The organism is Micromonospora sp. NPDC049559, from assembly GCF_040676675.1.
In the GTDB taxonomy this organism is placed as follows: domain Bacteria; phylum Actinomycetota; class Actinomycetes; order Mycobacteriales; family Micromonosporaceae; genus JBFAPK01.
Genome location: NZ_JBFAPK010000009.1, coordinates 83,355 through 102,831, shown reverse-complemented (window position 1 = coordinate 102,831; position 19,477 = coordinate 83,355). Strand labels below are relative to the sequence as shown.

General features: G+C 74.2%; 13 protein-coding genes, 1 tRNA gene and 2 pseudogenes. 11 read left to right on the top strand and 5 right to left on the bottom strand.

The window, feature by feature from the left end; translation table 11 throughout:
- Positions 1 to 332 precede the first annotated feature (332 nt).
- Positions 333 to 405: transfer RNA gene (locus tag AB0J86_RS13385), tRNA-Arg, on the bottom strand.
- Between the two features lie 1,096 nt (positions 406 to 1,501).
- A pseudogene (locus AB0J86_RS13380) lies at positions 1,502 to 2,437 on the bottom strand (alpha/beta hydrolase); the annotation flags it as partial.
- A gap of 370 nt (positions 2,438 to 2,807) precedes the next feature.
- On the opposite strand from AB0J86_RS13380, the pseudogene ssb reads away from it, so the two are divergent.
- The 9 genes and pseudogenes from ssb to AB0J86_RS13335 all read left to right on the top strand — a co-directional run.
- A pseudogene (gene ssb, locus AB0J86_RS13375) lies at positions 2,808 to 3,284 on the top strand (single-stranded DNA-binding protein); the annotation flags it as partial.
- A 743-nt stretch (positions 3,285 to 4,027) separates the two neighbouring features.
- Positions 4,028 to 4,609 carry an IS607 family transposase gene (locus AB0J86_RS13370; protein ID WP_363856661.1) on the top strand — a complete coding sequence of 194 codons (582 nt, stop codon included), beginning with the start codon at positions 4,028 to 4,030 and terminating at the stop codon, positions 4,607 to 4,609.
- Positions 4,606 to 5,985, top strand: coding sequence for an IS607 family element RNA-guided endonuclease TnpB (gene tnpB, locus AB0J86_RS13365; protein WP_363856659.1), 1,380 nt, complete (start codon positions 4,606 to 4,608; stop codon positions 5,983 to 5,985). The genes AB0J86_RS13370 and tnpB overlap by 4 nt, the downstream gene beginning before the upstream one ends.
- Positions 5,986 to 6,003: 18 nt before the next feature.
- On the top strand, positions 6,004 to 7,122 hold the full coding sequence (locus AB0J86_RS13360) for a cobalamin biosynthesis protein (RefSeq protein ID WP_363856821.1): 1,119 nt from the start codon (positions 6,004 to 6,006) through the stop codon (positions 7,120 to 7,122).
- On the top strand, positions 7,119 to 8,786 hold the full coding sequence (locus AB0J86_RS13355) for a cobyric acid synthase (RefSeq protein ID WP_363856657.1): 1,668 nt from the start codon (positions 7,119 to 7,121) through the stop codon (positions 8,784 to 8,786). Before AB0J86_RS13360 ends, AB0J86_RS13355 begins: the two co-directional genes overlap by 4 nt.
- Positions 8,783 to 9,526, top strand: a complete 744-nt coding sequence (locus AB0J86_RS13350; RefSeq protein ID WP_363856655.1) for a hypothetical protein — start codon at positions 8,783 to 8,785, stop codon at positions 9,524 to 9,526. Before AB0J86_RS13355 ends, AB0J86_RS13350 begins: the two co-directional genes overlap by 4 nt.
- Positions 9,527 to 9,582: 56 nt before the next feature.
- A complete protein-coding gene (locus tag AB0J86_RS13345) occupies positions 9,583 to 10,929 on the top strand; it encodes a dipeptidase (protein WP_363856819.1) in 1,347 nt (448 codons plus the stop codon).
- Positions 10,930 to 10,974: 45 nt separating this feature from the next.
- Complete coding sequence (locus AB0J86_RS13340; protein ID WP_363856654.1) at positions 10,975 to 11,181, top strand: hypothetical protein; 207 nt, start codon at positions 10,975 to 10,977, stop codon at positions 11,179 to 11,181.
- A gap of 42 nt (positions 11,182 to 11,223) precedes the next feature.
- The gene (locus AB0J86_RS13335; RefSeq protein ID WP_363856652.1) at positions 11,224 to 12,831 is read left to right on the top strand and encodes an ATP-dependent DNA ligase; all 1,608 of its coding nucleotides are present in this window, start codon (positions 11,224 to 11,226) and stop codon (positions 12,829 to 12,831) included.
- A 43-nt stretch (positions 12,832 to 12,874) separates the two neighbouring features.
- Here AB0J86_RS13335 and AB0J86_RS13330 read toward each other — a convergent pair whose 3' ends face one another.
- The gene (locus AB0J86_RS13330; protein ID WP_363856650.1) at positions 12,875 to 13,816 is read right to left on the bottom strand and encodes a hypothetical protein; all 942 of its coding nucleotides are present in this window, start codon (positions 13,814 to 13,816) and stop codon (positions 12,875 to 12,877) included.
- 122 nt (positions 13,817 to 13,938) lie between these two features.
- Positions 13,939 to 14,766 (bottom strand): SURF1 family protein, encoded by an 828-nt coding sequence (locus tag AB0J86_RS13325; RefSeq protein ID WP_363856649.1) that lies wholly within the window; start codon positions 14,764 to 14,766, stop codon positions 13,939 to 13,941.
- Between the two features lie 174 nt (positions 14,767 to 14,940).
- On the opposite strand from AB0J86_RS13325, the gene AB0J86_RS13320 reads away from it, so the two are divergent.
- Complete coding sequence (locus tag AB0J86_RS13320) at positions 14,941 to 16,488, top strand: cobyrinate a,c-diamide synthase (RefSeq protein ID WP_363856647.1); 1,548 nt, start codon at positions 14,941 to 14,943, stop codon at positions 16,486 to 16,488.
- Positions 16,485 to 17,054, top strand: a complete 570-nt coding sequence (locus tag AB0J86_RS13315; RefSeq protein WP_363856645.1) for a GNAT family protein — start codon at positions 16,485 to 16,487, stop codon at positions 17,052 to 17,054. The genes AB0J86_RS13320 and AB0J86_RS13315 overlap by 4 nt, the downstream gene beginning before the upstream one ends.
- Positions 17,055 to 17,174: 120 nt before the next feature.
- On the opposite strand, the gene AB0J86_RS13310 is transcribed toward AB0J86_RS13315, so the two are convergent.
- The gene (locus AB0J86_RS13310) at positions 17,175 to 19,334 is read right to left on the bottom strand and encodes a transglycosylase domain-containing protein (protein WP_363856643.1); all 2,160 of its coding nucleotides are present in this window, start codon (positions 19,332 to 19,334) and stop codon (positions 17,175 to 17,177) included.
- Positions 19,335 to 19,477 lie beyond the last annotated feature (143 nt).

Here is a 19,477-nt window from a genome sequence, read left to right as displayed (position 1 = left end):
AGGAACGGGGGAGGCATTGCCGCAGAGCGGCTTAGAGCGGGCCGCTGGGAGCGGCGTAGAGTCAGCGGCGCTCGTCCACCTGAGCCAGGAATGCGGGTAAGTACCTTCTCGGCCTCACGCTCGGCGCCGCGACCGGCCAGGATCCCCCCGGTGAGGTAGTGCCGCTTGCCGCTGATCGGGTCGACACCGGCGTAGACCCTCACGCGGAGTGACCCGCTGGGGAGCGTCTCGATCTCGCCGCGTTGCCGCTTCCTGGCTGCCATGGATTCGACCCTGGCGCGCTCGCACCACGAATGGCCCCACGGCTGCGGCTCTCTCTGAAGTTTTGCCTGTGCGCCCGGCAGGATTCGAACCTGCGGCCTTGGGATTAGAAGTCCCCTGCTCTATCCGCTGAGCTACGGGCGCCTGGGTGTGGTGCGCCAGAAGGTTACCCGCTGGGGGGTGCCGGGATGATCCTCCGGCTGGACGGGGATGACTGTCCGGCCAGCACATACTAGGTTTCCGTAAGTGCAGGCGACGAGCATCCGGTTTCTCCCGTTGCTGGTGTCGGGCTCCGACGAGCAGCTCGGCGAGGAGCACGTGCTCGACGAGTTCGCCGACGACCTCTGGATCGCGTACTCCTACGGACCCCCGTACGGTGCGGACCTCGTCACCTGGGCGGACCTGGAGCGCGGCGGGCTCGGCCGGCGGACGCTGCGCCGGACCGCGATGGAGAACCTCGACGCGTCCCTGAGCCGCCTTCGGGTCACCGGCCAGCCCCCGGCCCTGCTGCTCTCCTTCGGCGGCCTGGAATCGAGCGTGCTGCTCGTCGACGACTTCTGGGACGCCCTGAGCGACTCCGTCCCGGGCGAGCTGGTGGTCGGGGTGCCCGCCCGCGATGTGGTGATCATCACAGGGTCGCAGTCCCGGCCCGGACGGGAGAAGGTCCGACGGACTGTCGACCGGGTCTTTCTCGCCGGTGATCCGCACCTGCTCAGCCGGGACCTCCTGGTCTGGCGCCAGGGGATGTGGCTCCCGTTCCATCCGGCCGCGCCGGGACGGGGCGCCGACCGCCCGGTCTCGTCCCAGCCGGCGCGCCCGGTCTCGGGTCTGCCGGGTCGTCCGGTGTCGGGCTCTCCGGCGCGTCCGGTCTCGGGGCAGCTGGCCCTGCCGAGCCGGCCGGCCTCGGGTCCGCCGGATCTGCCGGGCCGGCCGATCTCGGGTCCGCGGGATCTGCCGGGCCGGCCGGACCGGATGGATTGGGCGGCCTCCGAGCCGGTGCCGGGCCGGCCGGTGTCGGCTCGGCCGTACCGTTCGGTGTCCGGGCCGCCCGAGCCGGCGTGGGCGGAGCCGGAACCGTCGTACGAGCCGGATCCGGCGGGCGAGCCGCCGTACGAGCCGGAACCGCCGGAGGAGCCGTACCGGCCGTCCCGGGCGCGGCGGGAGGACGAGCCCCGCCCGAAGGTTCGCTGGTCGGAGTCGCCTCAGCCCGAGGAACTGGCACGGCTGAAGGGTGCGGCGCGACGAATGCGGCGACCCAACGGTCCAACTCGGTGAAGAGCTGCCGCCGCACCGCCGGGCCCGAGAGGGTGAGGTCGTGCAGACCGCCGTCGAAGCGGACCACGGTGACGTGCGGGCCGAGCCGGGGTGCCCAGCGGACGATGTGCTCCACGTCCAGCACGGTGTCGGCCAGCGCCGCCGACTCGTGCCAGCCCGACCCCCGGAAGGTACGGGTCGAGCAGGCCACCAGCACCGGCACCGGGATCGCGAGGCCCGCCCGCAGCCGCCGCTGGGCCCGCTGGACCGCGGCCAGCCAGCCCAGTCGTACCGGGAAGCCGGCGAGCGGCTTCCAGCCCAGGTCGTAGCTCCACTCGCCGTGGTGCTCGGCGTGCAGGCTTTGGCCGTACAGCGGTGAGGTGGTGCGGGGGATGGCCCGGTACGGCGCACGGCGGGCGAGCCGGCAGGCCGCGGCCACGATCGGACGACGTACCAGCCAGGGCGCGTTGATGTCGAAGAACGGGCTGTTCAGGAAGAGGCCGTCGACGATGCCGTCCGCGCGGCGCTCGTGCACCCAGAGCGCCGTGATCAGGCCGCCGGTGGAGTGGGCGTCGACCAGCAGGGTCCGGTTGCCGTCGGCGCGGATGATCTCCACCGCCGCGTCCAGCTCCGGGAAGTAGTCGGTCAGGTCCCGGCAGAAGTTCGGAGTCTGGTGCGGCAGCAGGCTCCGGCCGCATTTGCGCAGGTCAAGCGCGTAGAAGTGCCAACCCCGCTCGACGAAGAAGTCGGCCAGGTGGGTCTGGAAGAAGTAGTCGACATAGCCGTGCACGTAGAGCACCGCCCGGCCGGTCGGCCGGTCGGCGCGGCGGCGTACCAGGGTGGCGACCACCGGCCCCTCGTCGTCGTGGCCGAGGTCGATCGTCTGGCGCTCGTACGGCGCTCCGAGCAGATCGGGTTCCACGACGCGACGCTAACGCGCGCGGGTGCGCGGCGCCGCACTCCGGGTGGGAGATCGTGCCGCCGCCCGCCGCCCGCCGCCCGCCGCCCGCCGCCCGCCGCCCGCCGCCCGCCGCCCGCCGCCCGCCGCCCGCCGCCCGCCGCCCGCCGCCCGCCGCCCCGGGTGCCCCGCCAGGCGAGCCCGCCGCGGACGCGTGGCCAGGGCCGGCCGTCGACACCCATAGCAGCTCCCGGCTTGATCAGGTCGATTTCCACAGGAGGGTGGGCTGTCCACAGCGGGGACGGGCCGTGGTCGCGTTCGCCGGGGCCGCTCGGCCAGGCTGTGCCACGAGTCGACTCGGACCGAACGGCCTTCTTCTTCCCCTGGAGGGACGATGTTCGATACCTACGTCACGATCGTCGGTAACGTGCTGACCGCGCCGGAATGGCGGCGTACGACGCAGAGCGGCACCCTGGTCGCCAACTTCAAGGTCGCCTCGACCGCCCGCCGGCTCGACCGGGACAGCGGGCGCTGGGTCGACGGCAACAGCCTGCGGGTACGGGTCAACTGCTGGCGCAAGCTCGCCGAGGGGGTCGCCTCCTCGGTGATGGTGGGAGATCCGGTCGTGGTGGCCGGCCGGATGTACACGCGGGACTGGATCGACGACGCCGGTAACCACCGCACGCTCTACGAGCTGGAGGCGGCGGCCGTCGGGCACGACCTGTCCCGGGGCCGCGCCCGCTTCCTGCGCAACCGGCCGAACATGGCCACCAGCACCGTCGAGGACGCCGAGGCGGAGACGCGGGTACGCGGCGAGGCCACGGAGGCGGTACCGGCCGAGCAGGCGCCGCGCCGCGCCGACGACCGGGTCTTCGACGACGATCGTGATCTGCGGGAGCTGCCGGCTCCGGCGGCGCACCGGTTCCCGCCGTCGGACGAGTTCTCGCCCGCGAGCCAATACCCGCCGTCGGACGAGTTCCCGCCGCTCGGCCCGCCCGGCGTCCCGTCGCTCGAATCGCCCAGCGTCGCGTCGCCCTACTCGCCCGGCGGCTTCGACGAGGGCGCCGGGCCGGCGGGTGGGCCCGACGACGAGCCGGGCGAGCCCGACGACGCGGGTCGCGCCGGATCCGACCCGATGGACGTCCCGCCGTTGCCCACCGAGGCCAGGGAGACCGGTGGCGGGGTGAGGGCCGGCGCCGGTGCCTCCCCGGACCAGGGTCACCACGGCGGTCTCCTCGGCATCGACCCGGCGGAGGCCGGCATCGACCCGGCGGAGGTCGGCGGCGGCCCGGCCGGTCCCGGGTCCGCCGGTGCCGGTACCGCCGAGGCGGAGCCGGCACCGGAGGAGCCCGTACCGGCGGAGGGAGACGCCGCTCCCGGTGTGCGGCGCGCCCGCGGCCGGGGACGCCTGCCCGTGCCGGCGGCCTGATCGCGCGGCGGGGAGGACGGCCCGACAGGTCCCGGCCGCCTCCCCGCCGCGTCCCCGGCCGTCGTACCGGTCGAGAGGCGCCCCGGTGTCGGCGTACTAGGCTGCCGGATGACTTGGCCGAAAGGGGTTGCAACTGCTGGGTTGCTGGTCGTCATGAGCGTTCATTAGTGGAATAGAGTGTCAATGTGAACCTGAAGGAGTGGGCAGCGGCGACCGGTATCTCGTATGCGACCGCACGGCGGCGTTACGAGTCCGGGACGCTGCCCGTTCCCGCGTACCGGCTGGGCCGACTCATCATGGTCGGCGAGCCGTTGACCGGCGCGGCCCCGGATGCTGGGCAGGTCGTGGTGTACGCGCGGGTGTCGTCGGCCGACCAGATGCCGGATCTGGATCGGCAGGTCGCCCGGGTGACCGTGTGGGCAACCGGCCAGCGCCTCGCCGTGGACCGGGTGGTGACCGAGGTCGGATCCGCGTTCGACGGGCACCGCGAGAAGTTCCTCGCTTTGTTGCGCGACCCGTCCGTGTCGACCATTGTGGTTGAGCACCGCGACCGGTTCTCCCGGTTCGGTGCCGAGTACGTCGAGGCCGCGCTGTCCGCCCAGGGCCGCCGCCTGCTGGTGGTCGACCCGTCCGAGGTCGATGGCGATCTGGTGCGGGACGTGACCGAGATCCTGACGTCGCTGTGCGCCCGCCTGTACGGGCGGCGGGCGGCGGGCAACCGTGTTCGCCGCGCGGTCGAGGCTGTCACCGAGGGTGGCCCGGGGTGAAGACGGTCCAGGCGTATCGGTTCGCGCTCGACCTCACCCCGTCGCAGGAACGCGCGGTGCTCGCGCATGCCGGCGCGGCTCGGGTCGCGCACAACTGGGCGCTGGCCCGGGTCAAGGCGATCATGGGCCAGCGTGCCGCCGAACGTTCGTACGGTGTGCCGGAGGAGATGCTGACCCCGGCGATGTCGTGGTCGCTGCCCGCGATGCGCAGGGCGTGGAACGCCGCCAAGCAGGACGTGGCGCCGTGGTGGCGGGAGTGCTCGAAGGAGGCGTTCAACACCGGCCTCGACGCCCTGGCCCGCGGGTTGACCAACTGGGCCGACTCGCGTGCCGGTAAGCGCAAAGGCCGCCCGGTCGGGTTCCCTCGCTTCAAGTCACGGCGCCGGGCTGCGCCGTCGGTGCGGTTCACGACCGGTGCGATCCGGGTTGAGCCCGACCGTATGCATGTGGTCCTGCCTCGGCTCGGACGGCTGAAGCTGCACGAGTCGGCCCGCAAGCTGGCCCGGCGTCTCGACAACGGCACCGCGCGGATCATGTCCGCGACCGTGCGGCGCGACGGTGGCCGCTGGCACGTCGCGTTCTGCGCTGAGGTCGAACGCACCGAGCGGACTCCGGCCCGGCCGGGCAGCGCGGTCGGCGTTGATGTCGGGATCAAACACCTCGCGGTGCTGTCCACCGGCGAACTGGTGGACAGCCCGCGCTACCTGGTCGACGCACAAAACCGGCTGCGATTGCTCGCCCGGTCTGTGTCCCGCAAGGCCGGGCCGGACCGGCGCACCGGCCGGCGAGCGTCCAACCGGTGGCAGAGGGCCGCTGATCGGCTCGGCCGTGCGCACGCCCGGGTCGCTCATCTGCGTCGCGACGGCCTGCATAAGCTCACCACCCGGCTGACCCGCGAGCACGACACCATCGTGGTCGAAGACCTCAACGTCGCCGGCATGCTGGCCAACCGCAAGCTGGCCCGGCGCATCGCCGACGCCGGGTTCGCCGAGATCCGCCGGCAACTTGCGTACAAGACCCAGTGGAACGGCGGCCGGCTGCTCGTGGCCGACCGCTGGTATCCGTCCTCGAAATCCTGCTCAGGCTGTGGCGCGGTGAAAGCCAAGCTCGCCCTGTCCGAGCGTCAGTACAAATGCGAGGCGTGTGGCCTGGTCATGGACCGCGACCGCAACGCCGCGCGCAATCTGGCAGCCTTGGCGGCTGAGTACGACACCGCCGGGAGTGGCCCGGTGGCAGCACGTGGAGCCGACCGGAAGACCCGCGTACGCGGGCAGGTGGCTGTGAAGCGTGAACCCGGCACGGCATCCGCCGGTCAGACCGGGACCGTCCCACCGCAAGGCGGGGCTGCTGATCGTGCGCTCGCTAGAGCGCACTGAGAGGTAACGGTGATCAGGATGTGGCCGGAGGCCAGCGTCACCGGAACGGGGCGGCGTGGAACCGCCCGGCGACTCGTCGCGGCCGGGCTGGCCGACGCCGCCGGACTCGCCGCCGGCTACGCGCTCGACGCGCTGCTCGGCGACCCGCGCCGGCTGCACCCGGTCGCCGGCTTCGGCCGTACCGCGGCCGCCCTGGAACGCCGCCTCTACCGGCCCGAACGCGGCGCGGGCGCGGCCCACGCGGCGCTGGCGGTGGGCGTACCGGTCCTCGCCGGGGTCGCCGCGAACCTGCTGACCCGGCGGCGGCCACTGGCCCGCGCGGTGCTGGTCGCGGCCGGCACCTGGACCGTGCTCGGCGGCCGTACCCTGCGCCGGGAGGCCCGGACCCTGGACCAGGCGCTGCGCCGGGGAGACCTGCCGGCGGCCCGGCGGCGACTGGGCCACCTCTGCGGGCGGGACCCCTCGGCCCTGGACGAGTCCGAGCTGGCCCGCGCCACCGTCGAGTCCGTCGCCGAGAACACCTCGGACGCGGTCGTGGCGCCGCTGTTCTGGGGCGCGGTCGCCGGCCTGCCCGGCCTGCTCGGCTACCGCGCCGCCAACACCCTGGACGCCATGGTCGGGCACCGCTCACCGCGGTACGAGCGCTTCGGCACCCCGGCCGCCCGCCTCGACGACCTGCTGAACCTGGCGCCGTCCCGGCTCACCGCGCTGCTCACCATCGCGGCCGCGCCCGTCGTCGACGGCGACCGACGGCGCGCGTGGCGGATTTGGCGGCGGGACCGCAACGACCACCCGAGCCCCAACGCCGGGCAGTGCGAGTCGGCGATGGCCGGCGCGCTCGGGGTACGCCTGGGCGGGCGCAACCTCTACTTCGGCCGCGCCGAGGTGCGGCCGTTCCTGGGGGACGGTCCGCGACCGGAGGCGCGGCACATCCGGCGCGCGGCCCGGCTCTCCGGGGCCGTCGGGCTGGCCGCGCTCGGCATAGCCGTCGTGCAGACCCTCGTCGCGCGACCCCGGCGGGTCCTGCCCGGCCGGCTCGGACCGGGCGGCGCGCTTCCGGCACACCCGCGCCGTGCCGGCGACGCCGGCGCCCGGCGCGCCCCGTGGCGGCTCGTCCCGACCGGTCGGCGCCGGTGACCGGGGGCCTGCTCGTCGCCGGCACCACCTCGGACGCGGGCAAGAGCATCCTCACCGCCGGCATCTGCCGCTGGCTGCACCGTCGCGGCGTCAAGGTGGCCCCCTTCAAGGCGCAGAACATGTCGAACAACTCCGCCGTGGTCGTCGGCCCCGACGGGCGGGGCGGGGAGATCGGCCGGGCGCAGGCGCTCCAGGCGGCTGCCTGCGGGCTCGCCCCGGACCTGCGGTTCAACCCCGTACTGCTCAAGCCCGGCAGCGACCTCTCCAGCCAGGTGGTGCTCCTCGGTACCGCGGTCGACACCGTCGGCGCGACGAACTTCCGTACGCTGCGCCCACGCCTGGCGCGGGCCGCCTTCGACGCGTTCGCCGAGCTGCGCGAGTCGTACGACGTGGTGGTCTGTGAGGGGGCGGGCAGCCCTGCGGAGATCAATCTGCGGGACACCGACTACGTCAACATGGGGCTCGCCCGGCACGCCGGGCTTCCCACGATCGTGGTCGCCGACATCGACCGGGGCGGCGTCTTCGCCTCGCTCTTCGGCACCGTCGCCCTGCTGGACGCCGCCGACCAGGCGCTGATCGCCGGATTCGTGATCAACAAGTTCCGTGGCGACCTGGGCCTGTTGCGGCCGGGGCTGGAGATGCTCGAACGGGCGACCGGCCGGCCGACGTACGGGGTGCTGCCCTGGCAACTGGACCTCTGGCTGGACGCCGAGGACTCCCTCGCCTACGGCCGGGTGCTCGGCCGTCCGGCCGCGCCGCGCGGCGGCGAGTGGCTGGACGTGGCCGCCGTCCGGCTGCCCCGGATCTCCAACGCCACCGACCTGGAGGCGCTCGCGACCGAGCCCGGCGTGCGGGTGCGGTTGACCGTCGAGCCGAGCGAGATCGCCGCCGCCGACCTGGTCGTGCTCCCGGGCAGCAAGTCCACCGTGGACGACCTGGCCTGGCTGCGCCGTACCGGGCTCGCCGACGCGGTACGCGCACACGCCGCCCGGGGCCGGCCGCTGCTCGGCATCTGCGGCGGGTACCAGATGCTCGCCCGGGCGATCCACGACGAGGTGGAGAGCGGCCGGGGCAGCGTCGACGGGCTCGGGCTGCTACCCATCGAGATCACCTTCGCGGCCGACAAGACGGTGACCCGGTCGCGCGGTACCGCGTACGGCTCGGTCCCGGTGCACGGTTACGAGATCCACCACGGCTACGTCTCCGGTGCCGAGCCGGGGCTCGCGTCGCTGCTCACCTACGCCGACGGCCGGGGGGAGGGTGCGGTTCTCGGCAACGTCTTCGGCACCCACTGGCACGGGGCCTTCGAGTCGGACGAGTTCCGCCGGCGGTTCCTGGTCGAGGCCGCGCGGCTGGCCGGGCGGCGCGAGTTCCGGGTCGCGCCGGACACGTCGTTCGCCGCCGCCCGCGAGCGCACCCTCGACCTGCTCGGCGACCTGGTCGAGGAGCACCTGGACACCGACGCGCTGTGGCGGCTCGTCGAACAGGGGCCGCCCGAGGGGTTGCCGTTCGTGCCGCCGGGCGCCCCGACCGCGACGGCGACGGAGGCCGCGACGGCGACGGAGGCCGCGACGGCGACGGAGGCCCGCCGGGACGTCGCAGCCGGAACAGGGGCCGGGAGCGGCGCGACGGCGGCCGGCGGCCCGAGCGCCGGTACGGTGTGATCGAGGCGTACGACGATCTCGCCCGGCGCGTCCTGGCCGGGCCGGCGCGGCTCGGGCGTACCAGGCTGGTCGCCGTGGACGGCCCGAGCGGCGCCGGAAAGACGATCTTCGCCGAGCGGCTGGCGGCCGCGATCGGTTCCGCCGCCGCGATCGGCGGTTCAGGAAGCGCAGCCGGCTCTGACGGCGCGGTTGGACCGGAGGGCACGGCCGGTTCGGCCGCGGCGACCGGCCCCGGCGGCGCGGCCGGGGTGCCCGGCGCCGGCCGGCCGCCCGTGGTGCACACCGACGACCTGCTCGACGGCTGGGCCGACCAGGTCAGCTTCTGGCCCCGGCTGCGGGAATGGGTGCTCGATCCGCTGCGCGCGGGCGAGCCGGGCCGCTACCGCCGCTACGACTGGACCAAGGGAGAGTTCGGCGCGGACTGGAGCGTGGTCCCGCCCGCGCCGGTGGTGATTCTGGAGGGCGTCACCGCCGCCCGCGCCGAGATCCGCCCCGAGCTGACCTGCGCCATCTTCGTGACCGCCCCGTCCCGGCTGCGGCTGGAGCGGGCGCTCGCGCGCGACGGCGCGGACCTCCTGCCGTACCTGCGGCGGTGGCGGCGCGGCGAGCGGGTCCACTTCGCGGCCGACCGTACCGAGGCCCACGCCGACCTGGTGGTCGACGGCGCCGCGACACCGCCCGGCGCGGCCACGCACTACGTCCGGCGCCTCCGGAGGGTACGGCCCGATCCACCGACGTGACCAGCGGCGACCGACCGGGGCCGCATAGCATCGCGGTCATGACCACCACACCGATCTTGAGTGAACAGGACCTGCGGGCCGCGATCGAGCGCGAGCTGCCGGGCGTCCGCGCCGATCTCGAACGCCTGGTGCGGATCCCGGGCATCGCCTTCGACGGGTTCGACCACTCGCACCTCGAACGCTCCGCCGAGGCGGTCGCCGAGCTGTTGCGGGGTTGCTCGCTGGACGTACGGATCGTGCGCGCGGGTGGCCAGCCGGCGGTGATCGGACGGCGTCCCGCACCGCCCGGCGCGCCGACCGTACTGCTCTACGCCCACCACGACGTGCAGCCGGTGGGCGACCGGTCGCGGTGGGAGAGCGACCCGTTCGAGCCGGTGGAGCGCGACGGCCGGCTCTACGGTCGGGGCGCCGCAGACGACAAGGCCGGGATCATGGCGCACGTCGCCGCGCTGCGTGCGTTCGGCGACGCGCTGCCGGTCGGCGTGATCCTCTTCATCGAGGGCGAGGAGGAGTACGGCTCCGACTCGCTGGAACAGTTGCTCGCGGAGCACCGGGACGATCTCGCCGCCGACGTGATCGTGATCGCCGACTCGGGCAACTGGGACGTCGGCGTACCGGCGCTCACCACCTCGCTGCGCGGCATCGTCAACGGCTTCGTCGAGGTCCGTACGCTCTCGCACGCGGTGCACAGCGGCATGTTCGGCGGCGCCGTGCCGGACGCGCTCACCACGCTGGTACGGCTGCTCGCCACCCTGCACGACGACGCCGGTGACGTGGCGGTCGACGGGCTGATCAGCCGGCCGGCCGCGACGGTCGACTACCCCGAGGACCGGCTGCGCGCCGAGTCCGGCATGCTCGACGGCGTCTCCCTGGTCGGCACCGGCCGGTTGACCGACCGGATCTGGCGCAAGCCCTCGCTCTCGGTGCTCGGCATCGACGCGCCGCCCACCGCCGAGGCCCCGAACGCGCTGGTGCCGACCGCCAAGGCGAAGCTGAGCATCCGGCTCGCCCCGGGCGACGACCCCAAGGCGGCGTACGCGGCGCTGCGGGCACACCTGGAGAAGCACGCTCCCTGGGGTGCCCAGGTGACGGTCTCGCTCGAACACGACGGCGCGCCCTGCGTGATCGACGCGACGGGTCCGGTCTTCGACGCCGCCCGCGCCGCCTTCCGGGCCGCCTGGGACGGCGTGGACCCGATCGACATGGGGGTGGGTGGCTCGATCCCGTTCATCGCCACCTTCCAGGAGCTGTTCCCGAACGCCGCGATCTTGGTGACCGGCGTCGAGGACCCGGACTCGCGGGCGCATGGGCCGAACGAGAGCCTGCACCTGGGCGAGTTCGCTCGGGTCTGCCTCGCCGAGGCGCTGCTGCTCGCCAAGGTGGCCGAGACTGCCGGAGGTTAACCGAAACGGCAGGTACGGGCGGGTCTGGTGCGATAGGATTCGAACATGAGTACGAATGAGACCATCGCGCGGCTCGCCGCCGCAGTCAGTGCTCTGGGGGACGTCAACGTCTCCGCGTGGTCCGAGGACGCGCTTCAGGATCAGCTCGGTGAGCTCTCCGCCGCACTCTGCGCGCTCGACGCGCTCCTGTCCCGGGTCGCCGACGAGGTACGGGCGCGCGGCCTGCGGATCGAGGAGCCCGTCTCGGCGTAGGACGGGGCCATTCGTGTCGGAGGTGGCTGCCAGGATGGGTTGGTGCTCTTCACCGACCTGGCGGCCACCTCCGCCGCCGTCAGCGCCACCTCCGGCCGGCGGGCCAAGGTGGAGCTGCTCGCCGCCGCGCTCCGACGGCTGTCGCCCGACGAGATCCTCGTCGGCGCCGGCTACCTCGCGGGCGAGCTGCGCCAGCGGCAGACCGGGGTGGGCTACGCGAGCCTCCGCGACCTGCCCCCGCCGGCCGAGCGGCCGAGCCTGACGGTCTCCGCCGTCGACGCCGCGATCGGGGAGATCGCCGCCGTCCAGGGCGCCGGCTCCCAGGCCCGCCGCCGGGGCATGCTCGGCGCGCTCTTCGCCGCCGCCACCGCCGACGAGCAGCGGCTGCTGCTCGGGCTCTTCAGCGGCGAGCTGCGCCAGGGCGCCCAGGCCGGCCTGCTGGCCGAGGCGATCGCCCACGCCGCCGAGGTGCCGGCCCCGGCCGTACGCCGGGCGCTGCTGCTCGCCGGTGACCTGAAGGCGGTGGCCGTCGCCGCCCTGACCGGGGGCGCCCCGGCGCTGCGGGAGTTCGCCCTCGTGGTCGGTCGTCCGCTCGCCCCGATGCTCGCCCAGAGCGCCTCCTCGGTCGACGAGGCGCTGGCCGCGACCGGTATGCCCGCGGTGGTCGACGTCAAGCTCGACGGGATCCGCATCCAGGTGCACCGCTCCGGCGACGAGATCGCCGTCTTCACCCGCAGCCTCGACGAGATCACCACCCGGGTGCCCGAGGTGGTGGCGGCCGTGCGCGCCCTGCCCGCGCGCGAACTCGTCCTCGACGGGGAGGCGATCGCGCTGGACGAGACCGGCCGGCCGCTGCCCTTCCAGGAGACGTCCCGCCGGGCGGCGCTGCGGGGCGCCCGGCGGCGGGCCACACCCAGCTCCGTCGGTGCCGAACCGGCCGCACCCGCGGTACGCGCGGCGGCGGGCACGAGCGGCGAGACCGTGCTCACGCCGTACTTCTTCGACCTGCTCCACCTCGACGGCGCGGACCTGCTGGACGCGCCCGGCCGGGACCGCTGGGCCGCGCTCGCCGCCACCGTCGAGCCGTCGCTGCTGGTGGGGCGGATCGAGGCGGAGACGGCCGACCAGGCGTCGGCGGCCTTCGCCGCCGCGCTCGACGCCGGGCAGGAGGGGGTGGTGGTCAAGTCGCCGGAGGCGCCCTACGACGCCGGCCGGCGCGGTGCCGCCTGGATCAAGGTCAAGCCCCGGCACACGCTCGACCTCGTCGTGCTGGCCGTCGAGTGGGGCAGCGGGCGGCGCAAGGGCTGGCTCTCCAACCTGCACCTGGGCGCCCGCGACCCCGCCACCGGTGGTTTCGTGATGCTCGGCAAGACGTTCAAGGGCCTCACCGACGAACTGCTGCGCTGGCAGACCGAACGGTTCCTGCAACTCGCGGTCGAGCGCGGCGACTGGGTGGTGCGGGTCCGCCCCGAGCAGGTCGTCGAGATCGCCTTCGACGGGGTGCAGACCAGCCCGCGCTATCCGGGCGGGCTGGCGCTGCGCTTCGCCCGCGTGCTGCGTTACCGGGACGACAAGAGCGCGGCCGAGGCGGACACCATCGACACCGTACGGGCCATCCACTCCGGCCGTTGGGGGCCGCGCGCCGACTAGACCGGCTGGCTCGGCACAGGCCCCCGGCCCCCTTCCGGTCCGCTCAGATCGCGGCCAGCGAACGTACGTAGTTCACCTGGTTGTTGATCTGGTGCACCTGTCCCGCGTGCGTCACCGGGATGCGGGCGACGTACTGGCGCGGGCCGTTCGCGACGGTGACCTGCACCGTGCCGCGGTGCACGGTCTCCTTGGCCAGCAGGAAGAGCAGGCTGAACACGGTCAGGATGCAGAAGCCCACGATCGCGCAGACGATCGCCCAGGTGGGGATCTTCTGCTCGGTCTGCCAGTAGTCGGCGACGTGCCAGGTCGAGCCGGCCAGCGGGATCTCGCCGGACGGGGTCAGCACCACCGGCGGCGTCACGGTGATCTCGCCGATCTGCGCCACCACCGGGCCGCCCCCCGGCGCGGCCGGCGCGAACGGTCCGGGTGGGTACGACCCGGGCGACCCGGCCGGCGGGAACGGCCCCGGCGGGTACGACTGCGCCGCCGGCCCGGTGATCGCCGGCGGGTACGGCGGCCCCGGCGGGTACGCGGGCGCGGGCGGGGCGCTCGCCGGGCCCGACGGGTAACCGGGTGTCGGGGCGTAACCGGGGGCCGGGGCGTAACCGGGGGCCGGCGGGGCGCTCGCCGGGCCGGCCAACGCCGGCGGGTAGCCCGGCGTGGCGGGTGCCGGCGGGTACGCCGGTGCGGGCGGGGTGCTGACGGGATCCGGCGCGGCCACACCCGGGTAACCCGGCGCGGGTGGTCCGCTGGCCGGGCCGGGCTGCGCGGGCGGCGGGGCGCCGACCGGGCCGGGAGCCGCCGGCGGGTACGCGGGCACGGGCGCCGTCGCGCCGGTCGCGAAGGGATCCTGTGGCGGGGCCGTGGCGGGGTCCCCCGGGTAGCCGGGCGACTGCGGCGCGGGCGGAGACCAGGAGTCGGCCGCCGGGCGGAGCCGCTCGGTGCCGTCCTCCTCCGGTAGCGGCAGGGTCGGATCCACGGTCACCGGTACGGCCTCCTCGTCTCGGACACGACGGGCACTGTATCGGGCCGTTCAAGTCGATGGATAGCCGATGCCCGGTATCCGACCGGGAGTCCGTTCCCCGGGGTGGACGGGTGGGTGGGTCGCTACCGGCGGGCCGGGTCGGACGGGGCCGCCGGCACCGGTTCGGCGGCGAGGTCGTCCGGCAGATCCTGGCCGGGCACGCCGTGCGCCTCCCGGCGGGCCGCCCAGACGAACGCGCCGAGCGCCATCGCGGCGAAGAGCCACCACTGCACGACGTAGCCGGCGTTCTGCCAGTCGTTCTCGTGCGCCACCGGTACGGCCGAGAAGGCCGGGTCGGCGGCGGGAGTCTGCTCGTCGAGCAGCACGTACGCGCCGTAGACCGGGTACGGCAGCGCGGTCGCGAGCCGCGGCACCGTGATCCGCCGCGTCTCGTACCGGCCGTCGTTGCGGACGATCTGGTCGGGTCGGCTCTCCGAGAGGTGCACCCGGCCCACCACCGTGACCTGTCCGGTCGGCGCCGGCGGAATCTTCGGCCGGGCGGTCGCCGAACCCTCGGCCGGCGGGATCCAGCCGCGGTCGACCAGCACCGCCGTACCGTCGGCGAGCACCAGCGGGATGACCACCTCGAACCCGACCCGGCCGTCGACCGTACGGTTGCGGATCAGGAAGAGGTGCGTCTCGTCGTACCGTCCGGTGGCCGTGACCCGGGTCCACGCCGCGGCGGCCGGCGGGGCCTGGCCCGCCGTTCCGGCCGACGCGCCGGGCGCGGGCAGCACCTCGCCGAGCGTCGCGGGCGGCTGGCCGGCGGTGGAGTCGATCCGGTGGTTGATCGACGACCGCTCGTGGTACCGGCTGAGCTGCCAGTTGCCGAGCAGGACCATCGTCGCCGCCGCGGCCAGCGTCAATGCGAGGATGCCCAGCCAGCGCGGCGTGAGCAGGAACCGGTACACGACACGAGGTTACCCCTGTGACCGCAGCCACTATGGTGATGGCCGGATCGGTGTCTGATCGTCCGCCGGGGCTGCGCGGTATCGTCACGCGATGCGCCACGATGGCCGGTACGCACCACCCGCGCGCCGTATCCAGCGCCCGCCCCGGGGCGTCGTCCACCCGAGGAGCCGATCGTGATCGCCGTGCCGCGACTAGTGGTGAGCGCCCCGTCCTCCGGGCACGGCAAGACCGCCGTTGCCGTCGGGCTGTTGGCCGCCGTGGCGTCGCGGGGCCTCGCCGCCGCCGGCTTCAAGGTCGGCCCCGACCACACCGACGCGGCCTACCTGGGACTCGCCGCCGGCCGGCCCGGTCGCAACCTCGACCCGCGCCTGGTCGGCCCGGCCCGCGTCCCGCCGCTCTTCGCCCACGGCGCCGCCGGGGCCGAGATCGCCGTGGTCGAGGGGACGATGGGCCTCTTCGACAGCCTCGCCGACCGCCCGGAGACGGACTCGACCGCCGCCGTGGCGACCGCGCTGCGGGCGCCCGTGGTGCTCGTGGTCGACGTGGCCGCGATGGGCCAGTCGGTGGCGGCCCTGGTGCACGGCTTCCGCGCCTACGACGAGATGCTCTGGCTCGGCGGGGTGATCCTGAACCGGGTCGCCTCGGACCGGCACGAACAGCTGCTGCGCGGCGCGCTCGACGACATCGGCGTACCGGTCTTCGGCGTGTTGCGCCGCCGCGACCTGCCCAACGCGCTGCCCTCCCGGCAGCAGGGCGTGGTACCGGTGCTGCACGGCGCCGGGGAGGCGGTCCGGGGCGTACGCCGGCTCGGCGAGGCGATCGCCGGACGGGTCGACCTCGACCGGCTGCTCGCGCTGGCGCGCTCGGCCCCCCGACTGCCGGCCGAGCCCTGGTCGGCCGCGCCGGACCCGGCCGGGCCGGCGCTGCCCGCCGGCGCGCCACGGCCGGTGGTCGCCTTGGCCGGCGGCCCCGCCGGCGCGTACTCCTACCCGGAGACGGCGGAGCTGCTGGCCGCGGCCGGGGCCGAGGTGGTGACCGTCGACCCGCTGGGCGACGAGAGCCTGCCGGAGGGGACCCGCGCGCTGGTCGTCGGCGGCGGGCTGCCGGAGTCGTACGCCCAGGAGCTCTCCGCGAACCGCCGGCTCTGCATCGCGGTGGCCGAGCTGGCCCGCACCGGGCGGCCGGTCCTCGCCGAGGGGGCGGGCCTGCTCTGGCTGGCCCGGGAGTTCGACGGGCGGCCGATGTGCGGGGTCTTCGACGCCAGCGGCGTGACGATGGACCGGATCGTGGTCGGCTACCGCGAGGCGACGGCCCGCGCCGACACGCCGATCGCCCCGCTCGGCGCCCGCCTCGTCGGCTACAAGCAGCACGCCGGCGTGCTGCGGCCCCGCGCCGGCCAGAACCCGGCCTGGACCTGGAACGGGGGCTCCCCGGAGGGCTACGTCTGGCGCCGGGTGCACGCCTCGCAGCTGATCCTGCACTGGGCCGGTACGCCCGGCATCGCCCAGCGCCTGGTCGCCGGGTCCGCCACCGCCGCGTCCGCCACCACCGCCGGGTCCGCCGCCGCCGCCGGGTCCGCGGCGCCGGTCGTCGCGGCGGGGGTGCCGGCGACGGAGCCCGGTACCGCGGAGATCCGTACGGCCGAGATCCGTACCGCGGAGATCGGCCCGGCGGAGCCCGGTGCGGCGCCGGCCGCACCGACCAGCGGCGGGGTGGCATGAGCGGGCACGTCGCGGTGCGTCGGTTCCCGACCCTGACGGTGTCGACGCCCCGGGCGGAGGTCCGGCCCCTGGCACCGGCCGACGCGAAGGCGGTTGGCGAGATCTTCGCCGACAAGCTCACCCAGCGCTGGTTGCCGCTGCCGGAGGAGTCCGGCCGGATCGACGCCTTCGCCTGGTGCACCGAGATGGCCCAGGAGCGGCGGGACAGCGGCGCGGGCGACCACTACGGCGTGCTCCGGCGGGAGGACGAGCGCCTGGTCGGCTGCCTCTGGACCAAGCGCACCGACTGGGGCAGCCGGGTCACCGAGATCTGCTACGCCATCGCACCCGAGGCCCGGGGTTTCGGGCTCGCCGCCGAGGCGGTCGACGCGGTCGCCATCGCGCTGATCCTGGAGCACGGGTTCCAGCGGGTGGAGCTGCGGGTGGCGCCGGGCAACACCGCCTCGCGCCGGGTGGCGGAGAAGGCCGGCTTCACGTACGAGGGGCTGCTGCGCAACGCGGGATACGTGGACGGCGGACGGGTGGACCTGGAGGTCTGGTCCTTCGTCGCCGCCGACCTGCACTGACGCCGCCCGGCCCCGGTCCGTCGCCGGGCCCTGGCCCGCGCCGAGTCTCCGGTCCGTCACCGGGCCCCGGCCGGCGTCGAGCCTCTGCTCCGTGCCGGCCTCCGACCCGCGCGGGCCCGGTCAGCGGCTGATCGCCTCGGACGGCGGGGTGAACTGCCGTACCGGCTTGTCCTTGAGCGCCTCCTTCAGCGTGCCCGCCACCGCGCCGACCGGCTTGTTGGACTGCGCGTCGCCGACGGCGTTGAACGGGTTGTCCGGGTCCGCGAGGAAGCTCGCGGCGGCCAGTTCGGGCGTGAACCCGACGAACCAGGCCGACCGGGTGCTGTCCGTGGTACCCGTCTTGCCGGCGACCGGACGGCCGACGGTGCCGCGTACCGAGTCGGCGGTGGACCAGCCCCCGCAGGAGCCCCGGGCCGGGGTGTCACCGGTCGGGCAGCGGGCCGCGTCGGCGGCGGCCCGGGCCGCGTCGGCGCTGAACTCCTGGCGGCAGCGCGGGGCGGCCACCTCCACGGTCTGCCCGCTCTTCGAGCGGTACATGGTCGGGGTCCCGTCCGGGTTGTTGATCGAGATCACCGGGATCGCCTCGCAGTACCGCCCCTCGGCGGCGACCGTGGCGTACGCGTTCGCCATCTCCAACGGGGTCACGTCCGAGACGCCCAGCGTGAAGGCGCCCCAGTACTTCGACTTCTCCGGGGCGGCCTGCCGGCGGTCGACGTCGGTACGCCAGCGCAGCCCGAGCCGCTCCGCCATGCGTACCGCCTTGTCCGCCCCGACGTTCTGCTCCAGCTGCACGAAGTACGTGTTGACGGACTTGCCGAAGGCCGACCACATGGTCTGGCGGCCGCTCATCGCCCCGCTGGCGTTCGACGGGCACCAGAGCCCGCCGCAGTTGCTGGTCTCGCCACCGCCCGGATAGATCGAGACGATGCGGTGCGGCGAGTCGTACTCGGTGCCCAGCGGGAGCCCGGCGTCGAGCGCGGCGAGCATGGTGAACATCTTGAACGTCGATCCGGCCTGGTAGCCGGGCAGGTCACCGCCGCCGAGCAGGGGATTGACGGTGTTCGGGTAGTTGCCCTTCATCTTGCCCCGCAGGGCGGGGTTGGAGTTGGGGTAGTTCTCGCTGAGGTCCAGGGAGTAGACCCGGTTGACCGCCATCGACTTCACCCGGCCGGTGCCGGGTTCCACCACCACCAGGCCGTGCGCGAACGGGCTGCCGCTGCCCTCGTTGCCCATGACGTTCGACACCGAGATCTCCTGGATCTTCGGGTCGATGGTGGTGACGATCTTGTAGCCGCCCCGGCGCAGCTTGTCGATCCGCTCCAGCGGGTTGTCCCCGAACGCCGGCTGTGCGCTCCACCAGTTCTTGAGGTAGTCGCAGAAGAAGCCCCAGTTGTTGTACTTCTTCGGCAGCGAGACGCAGTCGTTCGGCGGGTCGGTGAGCTTGAGCTTGATCGGCTCCGACTGGGCCGCCTGGGCGTCGTCCGGCGAGATGTAGCCCATCTGCCGCATCCGGTCGATCACGTAGTTGCGCCGGTCGGTGGCGGCCTGCTGGTCCGAGCTGGCCGGGTCGTACTCGGACGGCGACTTGACCAGGCCGGCGAGGGTGGCCGCCTCGACGGGGGTGAGGTCCTTGGGGGTCTTGGAGAAGAAGATCTCGGAGGCGGCGTAGATCCCGTACGCCCGGTGCCCGAAGTAGGCCGAGTTCAGGTACCGCTCCAGGATGTCGGGCTTGCTCATCCGCTTCTCGAGGTCGATCGCCAGCCGCATCTCGCGGATCTTGCGAAGGCTGGTCTGCTCGGTGGCCTGCTGCACCTCGATCGGGGTCTGCGCGCTGTCCCGCAGCGACATCCGGACGTACTGCATGGTCAGCGTCGAGGCACCCTGGGAGACGCCGCCAGCCTGCTGGTTCGCCACGAACGCGCGGGCCACGCCCTTCGCGTCCACGCCGTGGTGCTTGTAGAAGCGGGTGTCCTCGGCGGCGACGATGGCCTGCTGGATGTTCGGGGACATGTCCGCGAGCTTCGTGTAGCGGCGATGCTCCTCGTAGAACATCGTCAACAGGGTGGTGCCGTCCGAGGCGTAGACGTACGTGGTCTGCGCCGGCATGGCGGCCTGTAGTCGCAGGCTGCGGCCGGAGACGGCGTCGGCCCCGGCCTTCGTGGTGAGGCCGACGATGGCGGCCAGCGGGTACGCCGCCGCGGCGACCACCACGCCGGCGATGAGTCCGGCACGAAGGAGGGGAGCGAGCCGACCGGCGGCGGAGAGGGGTTTGCGCGTCACGTCCTCAAGTTATGGGAAATCACTCTTTAACATGATAAAAATTCGCGATCCGAGTGGCCGGATCGAGTGACCCGGCGACCGCATGCCGATCCGCCGGACCCCTGCCGACGCCCGCCGGTCGGCCGCCCGGCAGGATCGCGTCC

Excerpts from the sequence above, each read along its gene's own strand:
- AB0J86_RS13360 (WP_363856821.1), top strand. The coding sequence starts at position 6,004 with ATGTGGCCGGAGGCCAGCGTCACCGGAACGGGGCGGCGTGGAACCGCC.
- AB0J86_RS13340 (WP_363856654.1), top strand. The coding sequence starts at position 10,975 with ATGAGTACGAATGAGACCATCGCGCGGCTCGCCGCCGCAGTCAGTGCT.
- AB0J86_RS13315 (WP_363856645.1), top strand. The coding sequence starts at position 16,485 with ATGAGCGGGCACGTCGCGGTGCGTCGGTTCCCGACCCTGACGGTGTCG.